Raw genomic sequence first — 24,661 nt, forward strand, 5'->3', positions numbered from 1 at the left:
AAAAACTATATGGATTAGAGGGTGATGGACTTGTTTTGGAATAAAGAAAAGAAAAAAGATGATATAAAATACAAAAGAGGATTTACTTATCTAACTGTGTTTTTAGTAATATATTTACTTTTATTAACAGTGATTGCACCTAAGAGGCATAATCTTTCAGTTGGAGATATAGCAACTGTAGATATAAAAGCTCCTATTGATACTGTAGATGAAATTGCAACTAAGCAAAAAGAAGAAGAGGCTATGGCTAAAGCAAGAGAAGATAAGCAGTATATAGTTAAAAGTGAGGTAAAAGCTCAAGCAATTGAAAATGTTAATAAATTATTTAATAAGATTGTATCTGAAAATTCTTCTAATAAGGAAGAAAAAGATAAGATAGCTGAAATAAAAAAAATTGAAGAATTTAATTTAACTGATGCTGAGTATAAGATATTAGTTGAGTTAAAGGAAAAGACATCTGAGATACAACATTTGGTAGTAAATGTATTAGAAACAGTTTATAAGGAAGAAATAGAAGAAAATAAATATGAAGATTTATTAGAAGCTAAGTCAATAGCAGATAGTCAATTGTCTAATAGTAATATAGATAGAGACTTAGAGGATGTTTTAAAGAATATATGCCATATTCAAATTAATCCAAATAAATTTGTTGATAATGCAAAAATGGAAGAAGCAGTTAAAGAAGCTCAAAAAAGTGTTCCAAAAGAAATAATAAAGAAAAATCAAATAATAGTAAAAGAAGGGGAGCCAGTAACTGAAAGACAAATAGAAATTTTAAAAGAATTAGGTCTTTTAAATAATGGTACAACAAAGAGTTACTTATTCTCATTTATTTCTTTAGGAATATTAGTTGCTTTAGTATTATTTATTCAATATAGATATATATCTAAAGAAAAGCCTGAAGTATTTAATGACACTAAAATGATCATACTTATAAGTAGTATAAATCTTATAATAATATTGATTTCAATGGGGTTAAATGTAATTTCTCCATATTTAATACCGTTAGTTTGTAGTGCTATGCTTATGACAATATTAATCGATTATAAGATATCCTTAGTTGTAAATTTGTTAAATATAATATTTATAGCTATAATAGTTGGATTTAATCCATCAGTAGTTGTGTTATCAATATTAAGTGTTGTTCTTGGATCAACAGGTCTTAAAAAAGTTCAGCAAAGAAATGATATAATATATTCAACCATTTATATAACTGGAATACTAGCTTTATTATCATTTACTTTAGGTATGATTTCATCAAATAATATAAAAGAAATATTAATACAGACAGGATATACTGCAATAGGCATTTTACTTTCAGGAATTTTAGCAGTTGGGCTATTACCTTTCTTTGAATCGATATTTGATGTAGTTACTAATATAAAATTATTAGAATTATCAAATCCAAACCAACCATTAATGAAAAAACTATTAATGGAGGCGCCAGGAACATATCATCATAGTATGATGGTTGCTAATTTGGCAGAAGCTGCTGCAGAGGCTGTGGGAGGAAATCCAGTTGTAGCTAGAGTAGGTGCTTATTATCATGATATTGGAAAAACAAAAAGACCATACTTTTTTGGAGAAAATCAAATGGGAAAAGAAAATCCCCACGATAAGATAACACCTAATTTAAGTACATTAATTATATTATCACATACAAAAGATGGTTTAGAAATGGCTAGGGAGCATAAAATTCCTAAGGTAATTCAAGATATGATAGAACAACATCATGGAACTACATTAGTTAAATATTTCTATTATAAACTTAAGAATTCATCAGATAAACCAGAGGAAATTAAGGAAGAGGATTTTAGATATCCAGGACCAATTCCATCTTTTAAGGAATCAGGAATTTTGATGCTTTCAGATAGTGTAGAAGCTGCTGTAAGGTCAATTAATGAGCCTACAAAGGGTAAAATAGAAGAGATGGTAAATAATATAATAAATGATAAACTTAATTCTAGACAGCTTGTGAATTGTGATTTAACATTAAAAGATATAGAGACTATAAGAAAGACTTTTCTTAAGACATTAGATGGAATATATCATCATAGAATCGAATATCCAACTGAAAAGAAAGTGAAATAACTAAGCAATTTAATTTTATAAGGGATTTGATAGGGGAGGGTATCATACCTTTCCCTTTAATTTTAAAAAAATAATAAAGGAGATAAAAATGTTATATACTGAAAACAGACAAGATAAGTTAGAGGTTACAGAAGATTTTATAGAAAGATTAAGCGATGTATGTGATTTTTCATTGAAAGAAGAAGGGGTAGAATGTCAATATCAAATTTCTTTATTATTTGTTGATAATGAAGAAATAAGGGAAATAAATAATGAAACAAGAAATATTGATAGAGCAACAGATGTGTTATCTTTTCCAATGTTAGATTTTGAAGATAAGAAAGTTTTTAATGAAATGTATTTAAATTATGATTTTGATGAAACTTTCAAAGATGGAGATGAATTGATTTTAGGAGATATGGTTTTATCTTTGGAAAGGGCTTTAGAGCAAAGTGAGGAATATGGCCATTCATATGAAAGGGAAGTTAGCTATTTAGTAGTACATTCAATTCTTCATTTATTAGGTTATGATCATATGGAGGAAGATGACAAAAAAAGAATGAGAAAAAGAGAGGAAGAAATATTAAATAAATTGCAAATTAGAAGATAATACTATAAGTGGGGGGAGCTTATGAAAATAAAGAAGATGGTGGAGAGTTTTAACTATGCAATAAATGGGATTATAGAAACTGTGAGAACACAGAGAAATATGAAAATTCATATATTTGCAGCATTATGCGTGCTGTTAGCATGTTTTTTATTCGATGTATCAAAGATAGAGTTTCTTATTTTAGCAATCACAATCACATTAGTACTTGGAGCTGAAATAATTAATACAGCAATAGAAGCAACTATAGATATGTCTACAAATCATTATCATCCTTTAGCAAAAATAGCAAAGAATGCATCAGCAGGAGCTGTATTAGTTACAGCTGTAAATGCATTACTTGTAGGATATATAATATTTTGGGATAAGATATCTAATTTGTCTTATGATGTAATACACAAGGTAAAAGAATCAGAACCTTATATGATATTTATAGCATTAGTATTTGTAGTTTTAGCTACTTTAATAATAAAGTCTATTTTTGGAGAAGGAACGCCATTAAGAGGAGGAATGCCTAGCGGGCATAGTGCTCTTTCGTTTTCAATAGCAACAGCAATTTCGTTAATAACAGAAGAACCCATATGTATAGTATTAAGTTATTTAATGGCATTAATAACAGCGCAAAGTAGAGTAGATTCTAATGTGCACTCTATTTGGGAGGTTATTGTGGGGGCTCTATTTGGAACTTTATTAACATTATTGATATTTGTTATATTTAAGATATAATATAGTATCTTGGTACTTTTATAAATCTTACTAACAATGCTTTAATTTTGAAAAAGTAATGATATAATAAAAGATACAATAATTTTGAAATTAAAAAGACAAAATAATAAAAATAAGGATAAGTATCTAATTAAAACTTTTAAAAATAATGCTAGAAGCATTAACTAAAAGATTTAGATAATTAGGAGGAAAAATGTTTAAATCAGGATTCGTAACAATAGTAGGTAGGCCAAATGTAGGGAAATCAACTTTATTAAATCATATAATGGGAGAAAAGCTATCAATAGTATCAAATAAACCCCAAACTACTAGAAATAATATACAAACAATATTAACAGGAAAAGATCATCAGTTAGTATTCGTAGATACACCAGGAATACACAAACCTAAACATAAATTAGGAGAATACATGGTTAACTCAGCAAAAGATTCTATAAAAGAAGTAGATCTTGTATTATTCTTAATAAATCCTGAAGAGGAAATAGGAAGAGGAGATAAATTTATAATAGAGACTTTAAAGAACCAAAAAGCTCCTGTGTTTTTAGTAGTAAATAAAATTGATGAATTTACTCAAGAGAGAGTTGCAAAAACTCTTCAAATGTATTCATCAGAATTAGAGTTCAAAGAAATAATTCCTATTTCAGCACTTAGAGGAAAAAATGTTGATAAATTAGTTGAATTGATGATTGAAACAATGCCAGAAGGACCTAAATATTATCCAGATGATATGATAACAGACGTACAAGAGAGATTTGTTGTATCAGAGATAGTAAGGGAAAAGGCTTTAAGAACATTAAGAGAAGAAATACCACATGGAATTGCAGTTGATATAATTCAAATGAAACAAAGTCCAAGTGGAACATGGCACATTGAAGTAGATATGCTTTGTGAGAAGGATTCACATAAAGGAATAATTATAGGAAAAAATGGTCAATGTCTAAAGAAAATAGGTGAAAGTGCAAGATATGAAATAGAAAAATTCTTAGGTGCTAAGGTTAATCTAAAAATTTGGGTAAAGGTTAGAAAAGAGTGGAGAGATAATCAAAACCTATTAAAAGAGCTAGGGTATAAAAAGGTTAAATAAAATAAGGGGATGGTGTTTCTGTCACTACATAAGGTAAATGCGGTAGTTATAAAGACTAAAGAATTTAAAGAAAATGATAAACTAGTATGGTTATACACAAATAACTTGGGAAAAATAACAGCTATAGCAAAAGGAGCAAGAAAAAGTAAGAGTAAGCTTTTATCTCTTACTTTGCCTCTATGCTACGGAGAGTATGTTTTATTTAAAGGGAAAAGTTTATTTAATCTTCAAGAAGGTAAAATAACAAATTCTTTTCAAGGCTTATTGGATAACTTAGATAAATTAACTTACTCATCCTATATATGTGAATTAATAGATATATGTGTAGAAGAGGGAGAAGTAAATGAGGGGCTATTTAAAGATTTTCTAACTTGTATGTATTTACTTAATACAGATGCATTAGATTATGAAATGCTTATTAGATCCTTTGAACTTAGATTATTAAAAGCAACTGGGTATGGATTAAACTTAGAAAGTTGTGTAAGTTGTAGAAAAAAAATATCGGTATCTAATTATATATCTTTATCACATTATGGTGGAGTTTGTGAAGAATGTTCAAGAGAACATGGAATTTATATTTCAAAGCCTGCATATAATGCTATAAGATTTTTAATGAGGACTCCTATGGATAAGATATACAAACTAAATATTAATGCGGATGTAAAGAGAGATATAAGTAAGGTTACGACATTTATTATATCCTCAAATTATTCTAAAAAGCCAAAAAGCTTAGAAATGTTAAATTATATAAAGGAGTGAATAGATATGGAAATAACTTTAGAAAAGGTAGATCAAGTTAAAGAGAGAACTGGTGTAAGCTATGCAGAGGCAAAATATGCCCTTGAAGTAAGTAATGGAGACGTACTAGAAGCAATAATATATATTGAAGGCACAAAGGGAATTAAGCAAGACCATATAGAAGATAGCCCAGAGAAAGAAAAATATGAAACTATAGATGAGCTTAAGAAATGGTTAAAAGACTTAATAAATAAGGGAAATGTTACTAGGATTAAAGTTAGTAAGGATGGTAAAGAACTTGTAGATGTTCCTGTTAATGCAGGGATAGCAGCTGGGGTAATTGCTGTCATTATTCCGCCTATATTAGCTTTTGTTGTTATTGCAGCAGTGGTAACTCAAATAACTATAGAAATAACTAAAGCAGATGGTAGTGTCGAAGTTGTTAATAAATATATAAGTAAGGCTGCTAATGATATAAAGGATGCTGCTACAGATGTTGCTTATATGTTTAAAGATAAAGTAAGCGAAGTTAAAAATGAAAAATTTAAGGGCAATGACAATAATAATGAGAAAACAAAATCTGATAAAAATGAGCAAGTAGATGAAAATGTATTTACATATACTGTGAATTTTGAAGATGAGGACTAAATTAAAGCAAAATTGAGATAAACAGGAGATACAGCAGAATAAAATAAACAGAAAAGGAATATTCAGCTAATATGACTAATTTTTCAGAAAATTAAGTATAGTCAAACTTTTAGAAAATGTTATAATTAGATTGTAAATATCAAACTAATCAAACAAATCTAAATTATCTGAATATTCCTTGTAAATGCAGAAAGAGGGATAAATTTGAAGTTATCACAAAGGCAAGAGGAAATTATAAGGATAGTAAAAGAAGGACAGCCTGTTACAAGCGAAGCTTTAGCAGAGCATCTTGGTGTAACTAGAGCAGCATTAAGAGCAGATTTAGCTATTTTAACAATGATAGGGATACTTGATGCTAGACCTAAGGTTGGTTATGTATATTTAGGAGAGGCACAAAATACTAGAATTTTAGAAAATATTTCTAAGGTTTTAGTTGGAGAAATTATGTCTAAACCGGTTACAGTAAGTGAGGAAACTACAGTGTATGATGCAATCGTATTCTTATTCTTAAACGATGTAGGTACATTGTTTGTAGAAAGTAACGGAGTGCTTGTAGGTGCAGTTTCTAGAAAAGATTTCTTAAAAAATGCTATAGGGGGAACTGATATTCATAAAGTTCCTATTGGGGTTATAATGACTAGAATGCCAAATATCATATGTGGATATGCGGAAGATAGTGCTTATAGCTTAGCAAAGAAAATTATTGAGCATGAGATTGATAGTATTCCAATAGTAGAAAAGATAGAAACAACAGCTAATGAAAAAAATCAATTTAAAATAATTGGAAAGATATCAAAAACTAACATAACAAAGCTTTTTGTTAAGCTTGGAGAAGGCAATTAAGAGAAGACTATGGGTAATTTATTTAGGGTAACTACAGTGCAAAAGTACTGTTAGTAAATATATTCAATTTGATTGAACGGAGGAGTATTGAGATGGAGAAAAAGAAGTACGTTTACCTTTTTAGTGAAGGCAATGGTTCAATGAAGAACCTTCTAGGAGGTAAAGGGGCAAATTTATCAGAAATGATTCTACTAGGAATTCCAGTACCACAAGGATTCACAGTTACAACAGAGGCTTGTAATAAGTATTACGAGGATGGAAAAATAATCGCAGAAGAAGTTATTGAAGAAATTCACGAAAAAATTGCAGAACTAGAAAAACTAACAGGAAAAGAGTTTGGGAGTTTAACAAAACCATTATTAGTATCTGTAAGATCAGGTGCAAGAGTATCAATGCCAGGTATGATGGATACAGTATTAAATCTTGGATTAAATGATCAATCAGTAGTTGCAATGGCTGATTTAACTAATAACCCAAGATTTGCATATGATTCATATAGAAGATTCATTCAAATGTTCTCAGATGTTGTTATGGGGATTGAAAAGAGATTATTTGAAAATCTGATAGATGAGATAAAAGAAGAAAAGGGTGTTGAAGTTGACACCGATTTAACAGCTGATGATTTAAAAGTATTAGTTGGAAGATATAAAGAGCTTTATAAAAAAGAAATGGGAGAAGAGTTCCCACAAGATCCAAAAACTCAATTAATTGAATCTATTACAGCAGTATTTAGATCATGGGATAATCCAAGAGCAATAGTTTATAGAAGATTAAACGATATTCCAGGGGAATGGGGTACAGCAGTTAACGTACAAGAAATGGTATTCGGTAATAAAGGAGAAACTTCAGGTACAGGAGTTGTATTCTCAAGAGACCCAGCTACTGGAGAAAATAAAATATATGGTGAATACTTAATGAATGCACAAGGTGAAGACGTTGTTGCAGGTATAAGAACACCACTTCCAATAGCAAAATTAGAAGAGCAAAATCCAGCTATATATAAACAATTTACTGATATAGTTCATACATTAGAAAATCACTATAGAGATATGCAAGATATGGAAATCACTATAGAAGAAGGAAAGCTATATTTCTTACAAACTAGAAATGGTAAGAGAACAGCTCAAGCAGCTTTAAAGATAGCTGTTGATTTAGTTGAAGAAGGAATGTTAACTAAAGAACAAGCAATATTAAAGGTTGAGCCAAATCAATTAGATTCTCTACTTCACCCAGCTTTCCATACAGGAGATTTAAAGAAGGCTACACCAATTGCTAAAGGACTTCCTGCATCACCTGGAGCTGCTTGTGGTAAAATAGCTTTTACAGCTGAAGAAGCTAAAGAAAGAAAAGAAAAAGGTGAAAATGTTGTTTTAGTTAGACTAGAAACTTCACCTGAAGATATAGAAGGTATGATAGCAGCGGAAGGTATATTAACTGTTAGAGGCGGTATGACATCTCATGCAGCTGTTGTTGCTAGGGGAATGGGAACTTGCTGTGTTGCAGGATGTGGAGCTTTAAAAGTTAATGAAGAAGCTAAGACTTTAGAAGTTGATGGAAAAGTTTATACTGATAATGATTTTATTTCAATAGATGGTTCAACAGGAAATATATATGGAGAAGCTGTTAAGACAGTTACACCAGAAATATCAGGACATTTTGCTACATTTATGGGATGGGCAGATGAAATTAGAAAATTAAAGGTTAGAACTAATGCTGATACTCCAAGAGATACAAAACAAGCAGTAGAATTTGGAGCAGAAGGTATAGGTTTATGTAGAACTGAGCATATGTTCTTTGCAGAAGATAGAATAATGGCAGTTAGAGAAATGATAGTTGCTAAGAATGAAGAGCAAAGAAGAAAAGCTCTTGAAAAAATACTTCCAATGCAAAGAGAAGACTTTGTTGGAATATATGAAGCTTTAGGTGGAATGCCAGCTACTATAAGATTCTTGGATCCACCACTACATGAGTTCTTACCACATAATGATGAGGATATTCATGAATTAGCTAAAGAGTTAGATATAACTTTTGAAGAATTAAAGGCTACTGTTAATGAATTACATGAATTTAATCCAATGATGGGACATAGAGGATGTAGATTAGCAGTTTCTTATCCAGAAATAGCTGAAATGCAAACTAGAGCTGTAATTGAGGCAGCAATAGAAGTGAAAAATGCTAAAGGATTTGACATAGTTCCAGAAATAATGATTCCGCTTATTGGAGAAATAAAAGAATTAAAATATGTTAAAGATATAGTTGTTAAAACAGCACAAGAAGTTATGGCAGAAAAGGGTGTTGAATTAGAGTATAAAGTTGGTACTATGATAGAAATACCAAGAGCTGCGTTAACTGCAGATACAATTGCTAAGGAAGCAGAGTTCTTCTCATTTGGAACAAATGATTTAACTCAAATGACATTTGGATTCTCAAGAGATGATGCTGCTAAATTCTTAAAAGATTACTATGAAAAGAAAATCTACGAACAAGATCCATTTGCTAAGCTAGATCAAACTGGAGTTGGTGAATTAGTTAAGATAGCAGTAGAAAAAGGTAGATTAACTAGACCAAATATTAAGCTTGGAATATGTGGAGAACATGGTGGAGATCCATCATCAGTAGAGTTCTGTCATAATATTGGATTAGATTATGTATCATGCTCACCATTTAGAGTTCCATTAGCAAGACTAGCTGCTGCACAAGCACAGGTTAGAAATAAAAGATAATTTATAAAAAGAGGAGGTGTTAAACCTCCTCTTTAAAATTTTACATTATAATGTTTTTCAAATGAATTCATAAGCTCATAAATAAACTCTAATTGATTAGCTGTCCTATCTAAACCTTTTTCAAGGAGTTGAATAAAAGCATTTTTATTACATCTTCTTATATTTTTATAATAATCTCTAGATAATTTCCAATACTTTTGAGGGAAAGCAATATATGCTAAGATATATTTTAAATCTGAACTGGTTAAAGTGTTTTCTTCCATATATTTATCAAGAACTTCTAAGGTTAAATTTATCTGCCAATTAGTACTTTCTCTTTTCAATAATCTTCTTAAAAAATATGATATATCTCTAGAGCAATAATCCATTTTACATTTATCAAAATCAATGAGAGAAATTTTATTGTCATCTATTAGTATGTTTTTATTTACGTAATCTCCATGACAAAGAGATCTTGAAAGTTCATTAGGGATAATTGATGATGATACTTCAAATGAAATTTTAGCAAGTTCTAAGTTTTCGTTAATATTTTCTAGGAATATTTTTGAAAATCTATCATTATATCTATGAGCATTATTTATACTCAAAAGTAGTTGATTAAAGTGTTTTGATATAGTTTCGTTATAATTTTCAAAACCTTCTCTTAAGCTGCTTCCAGCTATTGGAGAAAAGTTTTTAGAAGCTATATGTAGTTTGCCTAATGTTTTTGATGATAACAAAACATGGTCTAAGTTATCAAAATCACATTTTTCACCTTTAAGCCATGGAGTTAATATAAATAGCATATCTTTATATTTAACATATCTATTTCCATCTACAGTAGGTAACAATTTAGGAACATCGATTCTATTTCTATAACACCATTCCATGGCTGAATATACATATAAAAGATTTGCTTCATCATAATAAACTTTTTTTAAACAATAACTTTTATTATTAGAGTCTATTCTATATACAGCTCTTTGTTTTTCTGTATCTTTGAATTTAATACTAAATATAGATGCTTTCTGAAGTTTATAGTGAGACAAAATATTAGTCTTTATTTCATTAACAGGAAGCAACTCTTCTCTTAAATCTGATAATAGGTTTTCCATTACTCTCTCCTTATATAATTACTCATTATTAAGATATTAATAAAAAAAACAAAATATACTTATATAAGTAAAATATAATTGGTATTAAATATATTATTATAAAATATGTTTAAATAGAGGAAAAAAGAGAAAAATATAGAATATGTAATATAGAGGTGAGATATATGAATGTAAGAGAAAAAATAGAGAGTTTCGAAAGGTTGACATTAGTCCCTCAAGCTACTTTTAGCACTTCAACTTTAGGAAGAAAAAGAGATGAAAAAAGTGACGCTGTAAGGACTTGTTTTATGGTTGATAGAGATAGAATCATTCATAGCAAGTCCTTTAGGAGATTGAAACATAAGACTCAGGTTTATATAAAGACCTTTGGTGATCATTATAGAACAAGGTTGACTCATACATTAGAAGTATCTCAAATTGCAAGAACAATAGGTAGTGGAATTGGATTAAATGAATATCTGATTGAGGCCATATCATTAGGGCATGATTTAGGTCATGTAGCATTTGCCCACAATGGAGAAGAGGTCTTAAATGAGTTTTTGGAAGGCGGATTTAGACACAATGAACAAAGTGTTAGAGTAGTTGAGAAACTTGAAAAGAATGGATTAGGATTAAATTTAACAACTGAAGTTATAGATGGAATATTACATCATAGTGGTCTTGATAATGGCAACAACAAAGCTAAGACATTAGAAGGAATAGTAGTTAAGGTAAGTGATAAAATAGCATATCTAAATCATGATATAGATGACTCAATAAGGGCTGGGCTCTTAAGTGAAGATGTATTGCCAAAGGAAGTAATAAAGGTGTTAGGTAAAACACATTCTCAAAGAATTGAAACTTTAGTTACAGATGTAATAGAAAACACTACAAATGCATTAAATAATAATGAAGTTGATATAAAATTTAGTACTGAGGTTTGGGAGGCTATGACAGAGCTTAGAAGATTTATGTTTAAAAATGTTTACTTAGGGGATATTTTAAAAGTAGAGAGAAATAAGGCGAAATTTATTTTAGAAAACATAATAAACTATTACTATACTCATGAAGATGAATTGCCAACTATATATAAAGAAATAGCTAAAGAAGAAGGATTAAAAAGAGCAGTTACAGATTATATAGCTGGAATGAGTGATGATTATTGCTTAAATAAGTTTAACTCTCTATTTGTACCAAAAATAGTAATATATTAAATAAATGGATACAATAAAAAGTATATATTTAAAAGGAATTTTAGATTTGATAAAGAATATAAATAAAGAAGATTTAATAAATTTTTATAAAAATTTTCTTTCAAAGAAGGAAATAGAGAAAAAATGTCGAAATGAATATAAGTTGACGAAAATTATAGGTAAGGAGGTGAATCTCCTTGCAGATTTCTGAAGAGATTCTAGAAAAAGTAAAAGAACAAAATGATATAGTAGATGTAATATCTGAGTCAGTTAGACTAAAGCGATCTGGAAGAAACTTTTCAGGACTATGTCCATTTCATAATGAAAAGTCACCTTCATTTTCCGTATCACAGGATAAACAAATATATAAATGTTTTGGATGTGGTGAATCAGGGAATGTAATTACTTTTGTTATGAAAAATAAAAATATGCCTTTTGTTGAAGCAGTTAAGTATTTAGCTGATAGGGTTAATATTACAATAGAAAGTGATAAAGGGAGAATAAGTCCAACTGCAAAAAAGAGAGAATTGCTCTATAAAGTTAATGTTGAAGCAGCAAGGTTCTTTTATTCAAACTTAAGATTAACAAAAGAAGCAAAGGAATATTTTTTAAATAGGGGTATTAAGGAAGAGACAATTAAAAGATTTGGATTAGGCTTTGCAAAGGATAGTTGGAATAATTTATTATTTCATTTAAGAAAGTTAGGCTTTAAAGATGATTTATTGCTTGAAGCAGGATTAGTATCTACTTCTGAGAGGACAGGAAATAAATATGATAGGTTTAGAAATCGCGTTATATTTCCTGTATTTGATTACAGGGGGAAGGTAATAGGTTTTGGAGGACGAGTTTTAGATGATTCAAAACCAAAATATTTAAATTCACCTGAAACTTTGGTGTTTCAAAAGGGAACTAATCTTTATGGATTAAACTTTGCAATAAAAAGCAAGATGCAAGAAAGATACTTTATTATTGTTGAAGGATATATGGACTTAATAACGTTGCATCAGTATGGAATAACAAATGTAGTGGCTTCATTAGGAACAGCTTTAACTACAAATCAAGCAAGATTATTAAGACGTTATGCAGATAAGGTAATAATCTCATATGATGCTGATATAGCAGGTCAAGCAGCAACTATGAGAGGACTAGATATATTAAAAGATGCAGGATTTGATGTTAGAGTTTTAAGTATTCCACAGGGAAAAGATCCAGATGAATATGTGAGAAGCAATGGAAAAGATGCATTTATAAAATTAATAAATGGTGCTGAAAGCTTAATCGATTATAGGCTTAAGAAAGCAGAAGAAGGAATTAATCTTAAAGATAGTAATGACTTAGTTAGATATGGAAAAAGAGTTACAGAAATATTAGCAAGTGTTAATTCTATAGAAAAAGATGTCTATATAAAAAAAATATCTGAAAATACAGGCATAAGAGAACAAACATTATACGATTTATTATCAAAAGAAATGACAAAAAATATAAAAGAAAATGATTTTATGAATAATAAGGAAGAAAATGGAACAAAATTATATTTAGAGCCAGCTTTTATAAAAGCTGAAAGATCTTTAATGAAGTTATGTTTAAATGAAGAGTATTTTGATTATATTAGTCAGTTAATAAACCAAGATGAGTTAATTCTTCCAGAACATAAAGAGATTTTTTCTATTATTAAAGAAGCCAAAAAGGGGAATATAAATAATATAATTACCTTTTTAGAATCGAAGTGTACAAATGTAAAAACAATTGAGGAAATTGTAAAAATAAAAGAACATCATGTACTGATAGGTAAGGATAATAAAAAGTTAATACAAGATTTTATCAAGCAATTGGATAATTATAAATTGAATCAAAAACTAAATGAATTAAAACGTAAGCAAAAAGTATTAGAATCACAAGGAAAAATTGAAGAATCTATACAAATCGCAATTGAATTAAAAAATGTTAATGATCAGTTAAAGAGAGGTGCAAAGTAGTAGTTGGTAATAACGGAAGGAGGTAACAAAATGGTAGATGAAAAAACAAAAGCTAAGCAAGGCAAAAAAGAGAATGAGGACAAAAATAGCAAAATGACTATAGTTAAAAATCTACTAGATAAAGGAAAGAAGAGTGGTACTTTAACATATAAGGAAATAATGGATGAGGTTGAGCATATTGACCTAAGTCCAGAACAAATAGAAAAAATTTATGAAGTGTTAGAGTCAATGGGAATTGAAGTAATAGGTGATCCTAATGAAGCAGATGAAGTCGAAGAGGAACTAGACTTAGACTTAACTATTCCAGAAGGAATTGCAATAGATGACCCAGTAAGAATGTACTTAAAAGAAATTGGAAAAGTTCCTTTATTATCTTCAGAAGAGGAAATAGAATTAGCAAATAGAATAGAGCAAGGTGATCAAAGAGCTAAGAAAAAATTAGCTGAAGCAAATTTAAGACTTGTTGTAAGTATTGCTAAAAGATATGTTGGAAGAGGAATGCTATTTTTAGACCTTATACAAGAAGGAAATCTAGGGCTTATAAAAGCAGTAGAAAAGTTCGATTATAGAAAGGGCTTTAAATTCTCTACTTATGCTACATGGTGGATAAGACAGGCAATAACAAGAGCTATTGCTGACCAAGCAAGAACTATCAGAATACCTGTACATATGGTAGAAACTATAAATAAGCTAATAAGAGTACAAAGACAATTGTTACAAGAGCTAGGAAGAGATCCATTCCCAGAGGAAATATCAAAGGTTATGGACTTACCAGTAGATAAGGTAAGAGAAATTCAAAAAATAGCTCAAGAGCCAGTATCTCTAGAAACTCCTATAGGTGAGGAAGAAGATTCACATCTTGGAGACTTTATACCAGATGATGATGCTTTAGCACCAGCAGAAGCAGCTGCATTTACAATGCTTAAAGAACAATTAATAAATGTATTAGATACTTTAACTCCTAGGGAAGAAAAAGTATTAAGGCTAAGATTTGGATTAGATGATGGAAGAGCAAGAACTCTTGAAGAAGTTGGTAAAGAGTTTAATGTAACAAGAGAAAGAATAAGACAAATAGAAGCGAAAGCTCTTAGAAAATTAAGGCATCCTTCAAGAAGTAAAAAATTAAAGGATTATTTAGATTAGCACCAAAAGGTGCTAATTTTAATTTAGCAAGGAGAAGAATTATGGAACTAAGCGAAAGATTAAATTTTATAATTAAACACATTGAAAACACATCAGTATTAGCAGATATAGGAACAGATCATGGATATATTCCTCTATATGCAGTAAAAAATGGAATTTGTAGTAAAGCAATTGCAGTAGATATAAATAAGGAACCTTTAGATAAAGCAAGGTTAAATGCTATATTAGAAGGCACAGGAGACGAATTAGAGTTTAGATTAGGTGATGGGCTTAAGGCTCTAGAAAAAGATGAGGTAGAGGTAACTGTAATTGCAGGTATGGGAGGAAATTTAATTAGAGATATACTTGAATCACAAATTGAAAAAGTTGACTCTATGAAATATTTAATACTTCAACCAGCACAAAATCCAGAAGTGTTAAGAGAATATCTTTATAATAATAATTATGAAATAATAAGTGAAGATCTTTGTTTAGATGAAAATATATATTATGAGCTTTTTAAGGTAAGACGAAAAGAGGGCGAAGCTACTAGTTTAGATTCAATATATTACGAAGTAAGTCCAAAACTTTTGATGCAAAAACATCATTTAATGAAGGAGTATTTAATTTCAAAAGTTGAAAATTATAAAAGGATTATTAGTTTTATAACAGAAAGTACTGTTAATGCAAGTGAAAGAAGAAAATCAATACAAGAAAAAATAGATGTTATTAGTAATATGATTAATTTTTTATAAGGAAGATGTTTATGAAAAAAGTTAAAGATGTTATTGAGGTAATGGAGGAATTTGCTCCAAAAACATTAAAAGAAGATTTTGATAATGTAGGACTAATGGTAGGGGATAAACAAAAGAAAGTAGAAAAAATACTTTTGGCTTTAGATTGTACCTTAAATGTTATAGAAGAAGCAAAGGAAAAGAAGGTAGATTTAATAATAACCCATCATCCACTTATATTTAGAAAACCTAATAGTATAACAACTGATACTTTAATAGGCAAAAAAATAATAGAACTTATTAAAAATGATATAAGTTTATATTCTAGTCATACTAATTTAGATTCGGCTGAGAAAGGTTTAAATGAAACTATAGTAAATATACTAGGATATGAATCTAAAGAGCTTCTAGAGGTAAATAAGAGGGCTAGAAATGACAATGAAGGGTTAGGGAGAATTATTAGATTAGAAGATTATATTCAATTGGAAGATTTAATAAAAGATATTAAAGAAAAGCTAAATATAAATTCCTTAAAGGTTGTTAGGGGCTGTGAAAAAGTAAAAAATATCGCAGTTATAAATGGAAGTGGAAGTGACTTTTTTGAAAAAGCATACAAAAAAGGAGCAGACTGCATAATAACAGGTGATACAACATATCATTATGCATCTGATTATAAAGAAATGGGAGTATCTATAATAGATACAGGACATTTTTCGTCTGAATGGATAGTTTTTTTAGAAGTTATAAATAAAATAAAAGATAAATTAGAAGACTTAGAAATATTAATATCTACAAAAAGTGAAGATCCTTACACATTTGTGTAAGGTCTTTTTTATACACAAAATTTTTGATTTAAGCATAATATTAATAATAGGAATATTATTGGGGGATGAACTATGAGTAAATCATATTATAAAAAGAAAAATAAATCATGGACAAAAGTATTTCAAGATGGTTTTAAAGATATATGTGATGGTATAGGTAAAAATATTGGAAAAGGTGGAACTTTTTTTAAAACTTGTGTAAATCCAGCTGCTAGGTTATGTATATTCATACTTATATTATTAACTTTATTACTTTCTGGGATAGGATTTTACTCTTGGGTTATATTAATTATGTTAGTATTAATACTACAATTTGTGTAAATTGTAAAAAATATAATTTGCATTATTAATTAAGTTGTGTTAAGATAATCTTCGCGAGTAAGACATGCAATCGCTGCTAGACTAGATCTAGGAGAGGAAAGTCGGAGCTCCATAGGGCAGGGTGCTGGATAACGTCCAGTCAAGGCGACTTGAAGGAAAGTGCAACAGAGAGATACCGCCTAAATTTTTAGGTAAGGGTGGAAAGGCGAGGTAAGAGCTCACCAGCATCATGGTGACATGATGGCTATGTAAACCCCACCTGGAGCAAGGTCGAATAGGGAAACATTTAGGAGTTGCCCGCTCCGTTTCCGGGTGTACCGCTTGAGCTTATTGGCAACAATAAGCCTAGATAGATGATTGCTTAATACAGAACTCCGCTTACGGCTTATCTCGCAATATGAAAAACACTAGGTTAACGCCTAGTGTTTTTCTTTTATTTTAATAAAACAAGCATATATTATATATATTTTTCTTGTGTATAACATAAATTTTTTTATTTTTCATGGGGGCTTTTCTATTCAGAGTGTTTGTTACAAAATTCTACTTTTATTCTAAAATATAAAAAAATGTTGTAAAAACTATTAGAATATGTTATTATAAATAAATAGCAAAGAGCTAATAAAAATAGGTTTGATTTAGATAAATAATTTCTCATAAATTAGAGGTTATTATCCATTTGGAATCTTTAAATTTAGGAGGAATATTTATGACAGATAAGACAATAACATGTAGAGATTGCGGAAGTGAATTCATATTTTCAGTAGGAGAACAAGAATTTTACAAAGAAAAAGGATTCGATAATGAGCCAACAAGATGTATATCTTGTAGAAGAGCTAAGAAAGAGCAAAATAGAAGATAGTTTTTGTTTGAATCGAGAGTTTTAAGTAGATCTTAAAACTTCTTTTTATTTGAAAATTAAAAAAGTATACCAAATACAGAAAGAGGAAAATAAAGTGAATTTATAAATATCTTTATGATATGCCTAAATAAAGAGAAAAGGTTCTTAGTAGCATCCTTTAAAAAGCTACTTGCCATAATAATAAAAGAGTACTTAGAGTAAAATCTAGGTGCTTTTTGTTTGTACTTATAAAAAGCTTATATGAATGATATTAATATTAGATATAACTTGGCGAATATTCACCTAATTTTTACAAATTATTTTCTCTTGCAGTTAAAAGCTAAATATGAGTTTGATTATTTTAAGTAGTACAAATAAATAGTAAAAGTAAATTTAAAAAAGTTTAATAAGAGATAATTTTTATATATCATCAAAGAAAGAGGATTATTATCTATAATATTTAGAAGGAAACTTATGATAAACTTTTGTAGAACTTGTAATGAATTTGCCAGAATACTTGGTGCAAAGATTTTGAGTACAGATAATAATGTTTGTACAGTAACATTTATGACAAATATAAGGACAGAAATATTAGGAATAAGAACACAATCACCATTAGCTTTATTAGCATTGTTTTCTTTTGAATCTCTCGATGATAATGGTAGAACTCTTAATTTAGGCGAAACAGTTATACTTGAAAATGAAATAAATGATTTTATATTTGAATTAAAGGAGAGATGAATACTAGTAACTGCATTGCATAATCACTGGTTATTTGATAATCCAAGGCTTATGTATATTCATTTTGAATCAATTGATAAGCCATTAGATTCTGCTAATAAGGTGGCAGGGGCTTTAAAGGTGTTAAAAAGATATTATGATAGTTTAAATAATTTTAGTAGGATATCTATATTTTTAGATGTCCTATTTTTGATAAAAAGATTATAGCAAAATAATATTTTTTAGTATTAAAAAAATATTAAATTAACACTATATTAAAAGAATAATAATTATAGGAGTAGTATAAACGTGGAGACCATCAAAAATTAGTAATAATATGTATGTTTATTAGAAATATTTTAGTTTTTATTGAAGCATACTAAAATTATAAAGGAGAATGATATTTATGAAAGTAAAGATAGTATGTGATAGGGATAATGAAACAAAGGAAGTAGAGTTGCCTATGAATGAGGATATATTATTAAAAATTCAAGGGAGTGTACTTGATAGAGATACAATAGGATACATAGTAGGAGCAAATGTTAAATGTTATGATGAGAATGGGAATGAGATAGAAAATATATTTCTTCTAAATAAGCAGTTACAAAAATAAATATTTAGCAAATACATAATTTTAATTTGATACGAAATAAATAGCACTTAGGAGGGATGTCCTAAGTGCTATTTTTAATGTTTTATAGTACCAGATAGAAAGCAGTATGAAAACATCTACCTGGAAAATAATTAACTACTTGATATAGATAATAAATCAAAGACAAGTTTTATGTCAATTAGAATTTTATAAAATTAAGAAATTTTAAATTTAATAATAAATTATGGTTATAAAAAGTGTATTTAAATAGTATTAAATAATATATAAAAATTATAAAGATGAGGTACTTAATATTAGAATATAGCACGGCAATATAAAATAAGTTAAATGATATAAAAAGAGGTGGATTATGGCATGGAAAACTTGATAATATTGATTTTTCTTTCTTTACTAGCAGAAAGTGTTTGGGAAACTTTAAAAATGGTATGGCAAAATGGTAAATTATCTATTGATAAAATTGGGGCGCTTTGTATAGCTTTAGTAATAACTTTTTCAACTAAACTAGATTTGTTAGAACTTTTAAGTATAAAGTCCAATATACCATACTTAGGAATAATGTTGACAGGAATATTAATAAGTAGAGGATCAAATTTTATACACGATCTTTTAGTTAAGATAGGTACAGTAAACAAAAATGGAAGTTAGTTTTATAAAAATAATAGCAAAGTTAATTTGAAAATTTAAATTTAAATTTAAATTTAAATTCATAATTTTTTAATTTAGAAAATAATTTTTTTAAATTTAGTTAATACTATAAATAACTAATACAATCTTACGAAGGAGGAATTATTATGGGACAAAGTAATAATGTAAATGAAAATAAAAATGGAAGCATCTTAGGATGGATTGGAAGATTAATATTAGTAGCTGTTATTTTAGGGATAACATCATTTTTTACTCCAGGATTCAGTATTAATGGGCTATGGTCTTATTTATTAGCAGCAGTTGTTATAACTGTGTTAGATTATTTAGTAGAAACGTTTATGGGTGTAGATGCTTCCCCATTTGGAAAGGGAGTAAAGGGATTTGTTATTGCAGCTGTGATTTTATATTTAGCACAATTTTTAGTTCCTAATATGAGAGTTTCAATATTTGGAGCACTAATAGCTGCATTAGTAATAGGAGTATTAGATGCTATATTCCCATCAAGGGTTATGTAATTATAAATTTATATGTTAAATTAAAGTCTAAAATAAGAACTCTCAATATGAGGGTTCTTATTTTATAAATTTGAATATTCTTCAAATAGTAAATCAAATATAATATTAAAACCAATTCGTGAAGTTAAATCATGACCATCTATATTATAGTCTTTTAAGTATGCATAAAGAGAGATATCACTAAAGTGAGATACAATGTTTTGTGAGAAACCTGTTATAGATATAATTGAAACATTTTTTGTTGTTATTATACTTGAGATTTTCCTCATTATATCTGTATTACCAGAGCTACTTACTATTATGGCTAAATCACCATCCTTAAGATTATTTGCAAAGAGTGTAGTAGCATCTCTATCTTCAGGAACTAAACATATCTTATTAAAATATTGTAGTTTTTTAGCAAATGATAAAGCAGGATATTGAGATAGTCCTAATGAAAATATAATAACTTTATTAGAATCTTTAATTAATGTTGCACACTCTTTAAATGTTTCTTTTTTATTAAGAGATAATGTTTGAAGTATGCTATTTTGAATTGTTATGTGAGAATGTTCATTTGAATCTGAAACCTTTTCATAGTTGTTATTAATGATATCATATTTAAGCTCTGAAAAACCTGAATACCCCAATTTTTTACATAATCTAATTATTGTATTTGATGATAAGAATAGATCATTTGCGATATCTGTTAATTTTATTTTAGAAAATGAATTTGCTCTTTCTAAGATATATTCTATAATTTTTTTTTCAGTATTATTTATATGTATATTTTCATTAGAAAATCTTTCGTAAAAACTCAAATTACGTCACCTCGAATAGTTATTATAAAGATAGTATATAATAAATTTAATTTTTTTCAAATCATTAGGCCAATATATAGAGATATTTGTAAAAAATATAACACAATGTGAAAATTGTATATTGTGTACAAAACATATAAACACTCTTGTAAACGTTGTATGAAGTGTTTTAGGTTGTTATACTTGTCTTGTAAAAATATTAAGGGGGAGAATAAAATGAAAAGTTTTATGCAAAAGTTTGGTAAATCTTTATTGCTACCTATTTCAACTATAGCAGCAGCAGGGATATTTTTAGGATTAGCAGCAGCTTTACAAGATAGTGCAATAGTAGGAGAAACATTCGCAAGTTTAGATGGTGTACAAAATTTTATTGGATTTATTAGGAAGTTATCAGGATTAGTTTTTGGAAACCTTCCAGTATTTTTTGCAATTTCAATTTCTTTAGGAATGGCAAAAGAAGAAAAAGCAACAGCAGCCTTTTCAGCGTTAATAGGTTTTTTAGTTTTTCATTTAACATTAAATTATTTATTAGGGTTAGATGGATTAACAGCTGAAACCACATCAGTAAAGTACCTTATGGGGAATCAAGGATTATCACAAATAGATGCAAGTATAGTAAATGCAAAATACGAAACAGTTTTAGGATACTTTACTTATAGAATGAATGTATTTGCAGGGATTATTGTAGGTCTTGTAGTGACATTCTTACACAATAAATTTTATAAAATACAATTACCAAGTTCAATTAATTTCTTTGGAGGAAAAAGATTCGTACCTTTAATTACATTAGTAGTAATTCCAGTAATAGGTCTAGTTTCTTATTATGCATGGCCAATAGTTGATTCTATAATTTCAGGATTAGGTAAAGGAATTGAAACAGCAGGACCATTTGGGCCATATATTTATGGATCAGTTAATAGATTACTAATTCCAACAGGACTACATCATATTTTAAATCAAATAGTAAGATTTACCCCGATAGGGGGAACAGCAACAATAGATGGGGAAACGGTAGTAGGAGCATTAAATATATTTAATTCGGCTATAGGATCAACATCTGGTGTAGGAAATGAGGTTGTTAAAATTGGTGCAAGATATGTTGGACAAGGACATATGATATCAGTTATGTTCGGACTACCAGCAGCGGGATTGGCTATGATTAAATGTTCTAAAGATAAGAATAGAAAGAAAGTTAAAGCTTTAATAGTTGCTGGAGTAGCCGCATCTATATTAACAGGTATTACAGAACCATTAGAGTTTACATTTATGTTTATTTCACCAATATTATTCATTTTCCATGTAGTTATGTATGGATTAGGGTTTATGTTAACAGATATCTTAGGGGTTGCAGTAGGTGGAGTACAAGCAGGATTAATTGATTTTACTGTATTTGGACTTTTAAGAGGAACAGATACAAAGTGGTATTTTATAATATTAATTGGTATTGTAATGGCTTTAATTTATTATTTCGGATTTAAATATTTAATAAGAAAGTATAATATAATGACGCCAGGAAGAGAAGATGATGATTCAGATGTAGAGTCTACATTAACGGAAAGTAAAGGAGCAACTACATTAGCAAAAACCATAGTAGATGCCCTAGGAGGAAAAAATAATATAGTTAGTGTAGAAAACTGTATGACAAGATTAAGAGTAGTTGTAGATAAATCAGAACTTATTAATGAGAATATTTTAAAGCAAACAGGAGCGTCAGGGTTTGTAAGACCAACTAAAGAAAATATTCAAATAGTTTATGGGTTAAAGGTTGACCAAATTTCAAGTGAAGTAAAGTCTTATTTAAATATAGTTAGCTAATAAAAGTAGTAAATGGAGGAATAGATATGATTAATAGTGGAACAAAAATTACAATAGTAGGAGGGGGTTCAACATGGACTCCAGGAATATTAAAGGCAATAACAAAATATACTAATTCACTTTCGCTAAAAGAAATAGTGCTTTATGATATAGATGAAGAACGTCAAGCACCTATTGGGGAATTTGGAAAGCTTTTATTTAAAGAGTTATGTCCAGATGTGAACTTTATTCATACAACGAATAAAGAAGTTGCATATAAAGATGTGGATTATATTTTCTGCCAGATAAGAACAGGTGGATATAAAATGAGAGAGCTTGATGAAAAAATACCATTAGAAGAAGGTGTTGTAGGTCAAGAGACTTGTGGTGCAGGGGGATTTGCTTATGGAATTAGATCTTTAAGAGATATGATAGAAATGGTTAAGGATATAAGAAAGTATAGCAAAAATGCTTGGATATTAAACTATACTAATCCAGCTGCTATAGTAGCATATGGATTAACTAGAGCTTTTAGAGATGATAAGAGAATATTAAACATTTGTGATCAGCCAATCAATATGATAACATCAATGGCAAAAATATTAGGTATAAATGAGGCTCAAATTCAACCATCATATTTTGGATTAAATCATTTTGGTTGGTTCACTAAAATATACGATGAGAGTGGCGAAGATTTACTTCCAAAATTAAAAAAGTTAATATTAAATGGGGGATTTGCGCCAAAAGATGCTGAGCAAAGAGAGAAATCATGGTTAGATACTTATGCACTTGTTGAAGATATGGTTAGAGATTTCCCAGAGTATGTACCAAGTACTTATGTACAATACTATTTATATCCTGAATATAAAGCAAGTAAATTGGATCCTAAATATACCCGTGCAAATGAAGTTATAAATGGAAGAGAGAGAAGAGTTTTTAAAGAGTGTAGAGAAGCTGTTAAAGTTGGCACAACCATAGGAAGTAATGTAGTACACAATGATGCACATGGAGAAATGATAGTAGAAATTGCTGATACAATACACAATAATAAGAATAAAATTTATATTGTAATGGTTGAGAATAATGGAATAATTCCTAATTTACCAAGTGATGCAATTGTAGAGGTAGCATGTATTCTTGGAAATAGAGGAGTAATACCATTCCATGTAGGGGAAATAGATACATTCTATAAGGGATTACTAGAAAATCAATATGCTTATGAAAAATTAACCGTAGAGGCCTTTGAAGAAGGAAGTTATACAAAGGCATTGCAAGCACTTACTTTAAATAGAACTATTGTTGATGCTAAAAAGGCAAGAAAAATATTAGATAGATTAATAGAAGTAAATAAAGGATATTGGCCAGAGTTAAAGTAAATACATCATATAGTAAATTGGTGATGGAGTATGCATCACTGATTTACTATAAATATAAAATAAAATTTAGCATATAAAAGTTTAGTATATAATGGAGGTTTTTTATGTCGAACTTAATATTAAATGCAGATGATTTTGGATATAGCAATGGAGTAAATTATGGAATAATAGATGCGTATAAAAATGGAGTATTAACATCGACAACATTGATGGTTACTATGAGTGGAACAATGCATGCAGTTGAGCTTATGAAAGAAAATCCAGAACTTTCAGTAGGACTACATTTAAATATATCGCTAGGAAAACCATTAACCGATGGAGAAACTTTAGTTGATGAAAATGGATATTTTATGAAACCGGATAGTTTACATAAAGAATATTTGTACAATGAAGATGAATTAAGAGCTGAAGTGAGAGCGCAGTATGAAAAGTATTTAAATATTGTAGGTAAAAAACCATCTCATTTAGACTCACATTTATTTAGTACTGATAAAGTACCACTAATGAGGAAAATAGCTTCTGAGCTTGCTTTAGAAAATGATATACCAATGAGGAACTTTGATATTGAAGCATATAATCATGTAGAGTTTATTAATTATAGAAATTATAATGCAAAACCTACATTAGATTATATAGTAGAGTTTTTTGAAGATATAATCAAAAATGAATATGTTTAAA

At 28.9% G+C, this 24,661-nt stretch carries 23 protein-coding genes, 1 other RNA gene and 1 pseudogene; 23 read left to right on the forward strand and 2 right to left on the reverse strand.

The window, feature by feature from the left end; all coding sequences use genetic code 11:
* Nucleotides 1–24 precede the first annotated feature (24 nt).
* The 8 genes from CSBG_RS04105 (at nt 25) to ppdK (ending at nt 9,439) form a co-directional block, all read left to right on the forward strand.
* Nucleotides 25–2,091, forward strand: a complete 2,067-nt coding sequence (locus CSBG_RS04105; protein ID WP_035285005.1) for an HDIG domain-containing metalloprotein — start codon at nt 25–27, stop codon at nt 2,089–2,091.
* Between the two features lie 88 nt (nt 2,092–2,179).
* Entirely contained in the window at nt 2,180–2,680 is a 501-nt protein-coding gene (ybeY, locus tag CSBG_RS04110; RefSeq protein WP_008677333.1) for an rRNA maturation RNase YbeY, read from the forward strand.
* A 21-nt stretch (nt 2,681–2,701) separates the two neighbouring features.
* A complete protein-coding gene (locus CSBG_RS04115; protein WP_008677334.1) occupies nt 2,702–3,403 on the forward strand; it encodes a diacylglycerol kinase in 702 nt (233 codons plus the stop codon).
* Nucleotides 3,404–3,596: 193 nt separating this feature from the next.
* Entirely contained in the window at nt 3,597–4,487 is an 891-nt protein-coding gene (gene era, locus CSBG_RS04120; protein WP_008677335.1) for a GTPase Era, read from the forward strand.
* A gap of 9 nt (nt 4,488–4,496) precedes the next feature.
* The gene (gene recO, locus CSBG_RS04125) at nt 4,497–5,246 is read left to right on the forward strand and encodes a DNA repair protein RecO (RefSeq protein ID WP_035285008.1); all 750 of its coding nucleotides are present in this window, start codon (nt 4,497–4,499) and stop codon (nt 5,244–5,246) included.
* 6 nt (nt 5,247–5,252) lie between these two features.
* The gene (locus CSBG_RS04130) at nt 5,253–5,873 is read left to right on the forward strand and encodes a DUF4342 domain-containing protein (protein ID WP_008677337.1); all 621 of its coding nucleotides are present in this window, start codon (nt 5,253–5,255) and stop codon (nt 5,871–5,873) included.
* A 204-nt stretch (nt 5,874–6,077) separates the two neighbouring features.
* Nucleotides 6,078–6,716, forward strand: a complete 639-nt coding sequence (locus CSBG_RS04135) for a helix-turn-helix transcriptional regulator (RefSeq protein WP_008677338.1) — start codon at nt 6,078–6,080, stop codon at nt 6,714–6,716.
* Between the two features lie 92 nt (nt 6,717–6,808).
* The gene (ppdK, locus tag CSBG_RS04140) at nt 6,809–9,439 is read left to right on the forward strand and encodes a pyruvate, phosphate dikinase (protein ID WP_008677340.1); all 2,631 of its coding nucleotides are present in this window, start codon (nt 6,809–6,811) and stop codon (nt 9,437–9,439) included.
* A gap of 32 nt (nt 9,440–9,471) precedes the next feature.
* Here the strand turns inward: ppdK and CSBG_RS04145 are convergent, their stop codons facing one another.
* Nucleotides 9,472–10,533: a CotS family spore coat protein gene (locus CSBG_RS04145; RefSeq protein ID WP_008677342.1), complete on the reverse strand. Its 1,062-nt coding sequence runs from the start codon at nt 10,531–10,533 to the stop codon at nt 9,472–9,474.
* Between the two features lie 164 nt (nt 10,534–10,697).
* Here CSBG_RS04145 and CSBG_RS04150 point away from each other — a divergent pair, with 164 nt between their 5' ends.
* From CSBG_RS04150 to CSBG_RS04200, 12 genes and pseudogenes are all read left to right on the forward strand, one after another.
* Nucleotides 10,698–11,726 (forward strand): deoxyguanosinetriphosphate triphosphohydrolase, encoded by a 1,029-nt coding sequence (locus CSBG_RS04150; RefSeq protein WP_008677345.1) that lies wholly within the window; start codon nt 10,698–10,700, stop codon nt 11,724–11,726.
* Between the two features lie 176 nt (nt 11,727–11,902).
* Nucleotides 11,903–13,681: a DNA primase gene (gene dnaG, locus CSBG_RS04155; RefSeq protein WP_008677347.1), complete on the forward strand. Its 1,779-nt coding sequence runs from the start codon at nt 11,903–11,905 to the stop codon at nt 13,679–13,681.
* A 30-nt stretch (nt 13,682–13,711) separates the two neighbouring features.
* Nucleotides 13,712–14,824 carry an RNA polymerase sigma factor RpoD gene (gene rpoD, locus CSBG_RS04160; protein WP_008677348.1) on the forward strand — a complete coding sequence of 371 codons (1,113 nt, stop codon included), beginning with the start codon at nt 13,712–13,714 and terminating at the stop codon, nt 14,822–14,824.
* Between the two features lie 41 nt (nt 14,825–14,865).
* The gene (locus CSBG_RS04165) at nt 14,866–15,558 is read left to right on the forward strand and encodes a class I SAM-dependent methyltransferase (RefSeq protein WP_008677349.1); all 693 of its coding nucleotides are present in this window, start codon (nt 14,866–14,868) and stop codon (nt 15,556–15,558) included.
* Nucleotides 15,559–15,569: 11 nt separating this feature from the next.
* Entirely contained in the window at nt 15,570–16,361 is a 792-nt protein-coding gene (locus CSBG_RS04170; RefSeq protein ID WP_008677350.1) for a Nif3-like dinuclear metal center hexameric protein, read from the forward strand.
* 72 nt (nt 16,362–16,433) lie between these two features.
* The gene (locus tag CSBG_RS04175; protein ID WP_008677351.1) at nt 16,434–16,682 is read left to right on the forward strand and encodes a hypothetical protein; all 249 of its coding nucleotides are present in this window, start codon (nt 16,434–16,436) and stop codon (nt 16,680–16,682) included.
* A gap of 54 nt (nt 16,683–16,736) precedes the next feature.
* Nucleotides 16,737–17,079, forward strand: an RNA gene (rnpB, locus tag CSBG_RS17845) — RNase P RNA component class A.
* A gap of 309 nt (nt 17,080–17,388) precedes the next feature.
* Nucleotides 17,389–17,541, forward strand: coding sequence for a zinc-ribbon domain-containing protein (locus CSBG_RS04180; protein WP_008677353.1), 153 nt, complete (start codon nt 17,389–17,391; stop codon nt 17,539–17,541).
* Nucleotides 17,542–17,994: 453 nt separating this feature from the next.
* Nucleotides 17,995–18,390 (forward strand): annotated as a pseudogene (locus tag CSBG_RS04185) (DUF1259 domain-containing protein); the annotation flags it as partial.
* 256 nt (nt 18,391–18,646) lie between these two features.
* On the forward strand, nt 18,647–18,853 hold the full coding sequence (locus tag CSBG_RS04190; protein WP_008677355.1) for a hypothetical protein: 207 nt from the start codon (nt 18,647–18,649) through the stop codon (nt 18,851–18,853).
* Nucleotides 18,854–19,207: 354 nt separating this feature from the next.
* Entirely contained in the window at nt 19,208–19,498 is a 291-nt protein-coding gene (locus tag CSBG_RS04195; RefSeq protein WP_008677356.1) for a hypothetical protein, read from the forward strand.
* A 146-nt stretch (nt 19,499–19,644) separates the two neighbouring features.
* Nucleotides 19,645–20,013: a phage holin family protein gene (locus CSBG_RS04200; protein ID WP_008677358.1), complete on the forward strand. Its 369-nt coding sequence runs from the start codon at nt 19,645–19,647 to the stop codon at nt 20,011–20,013.
* A 62-nt stretch (nt 20,014–20,075) separates the two neighbouring features.
* Here the strand turns inward: CSBG_RS04200 and CSBG_RS04205 are convergent, their stop codons facing one another.
* A complete protein-coding gene (locus tag CSBG_RS04205) occupies nt 20,076–20,813 on the reverse strand; it encodes a MurR/RpiR family transcriptional regulator (protein ID WP_008677359.1) in 738 nt (245 codons plus the stop codon).
* Nucleotides 20,814–21,029: 216 nt separating this feature from the next.
* On the opposite strand from CSBG_RS04205, the gene CSBG_RS04210 reads away from it, so the two are divergent.
* The 3 genes from CSBG_RS04210 (at nt 21,030) to CSBG_RS04220 (ending at nt 24,660) form a co-directional block, all read left to right on the forward strand.
* A complete protein-coding gene (locus tag CSBG_RS04210; RefSeq protein WP_008677361.1) occupies nt 21,030–22,628 on the forward strand; it encodes a PTS transporter subunit EIIC in 1,599 nt (532 codons plus the stop codon).
* Between the two features lie 26 nt (nt 22,629–22,654).
* On the forward strand, nt 22,655–23,983 hold the full coding sequence (locus tag CSBG_RS04215) for a 6-phospho-alpha-glucosidase (protein ID WP_008677362.1): 1,329 nt from the start codon (nt 22,655–22,657) through the stop codon (nt 23,981–23,983).
* A gap of 104 nt (nt 23,984–24,087) precedes the next feature.
* Nucleotides 24,088–24,660 (forward strand): ChbG/HpnK family deacetylase, encoded by a 573-nt coding sequence (locus tag CSBG_RS04220; RefSeq protein ID WP_198007862.1) that lies wholly within the window; start codon nt 24,088–24,090, stop codon nt 24,658–24,660.
* Nucleotide 24,661 lies beyond the last annotated feature (1 nt).

Source organism: Clostridium sp. 7_2_43FAA, from assembly GCF_000158375.2.
GTDB lineage: Bacteria > Bacillota > Clostridia > Clostridiales > Clostridiaceae > Clostridium > Clostridium tertium.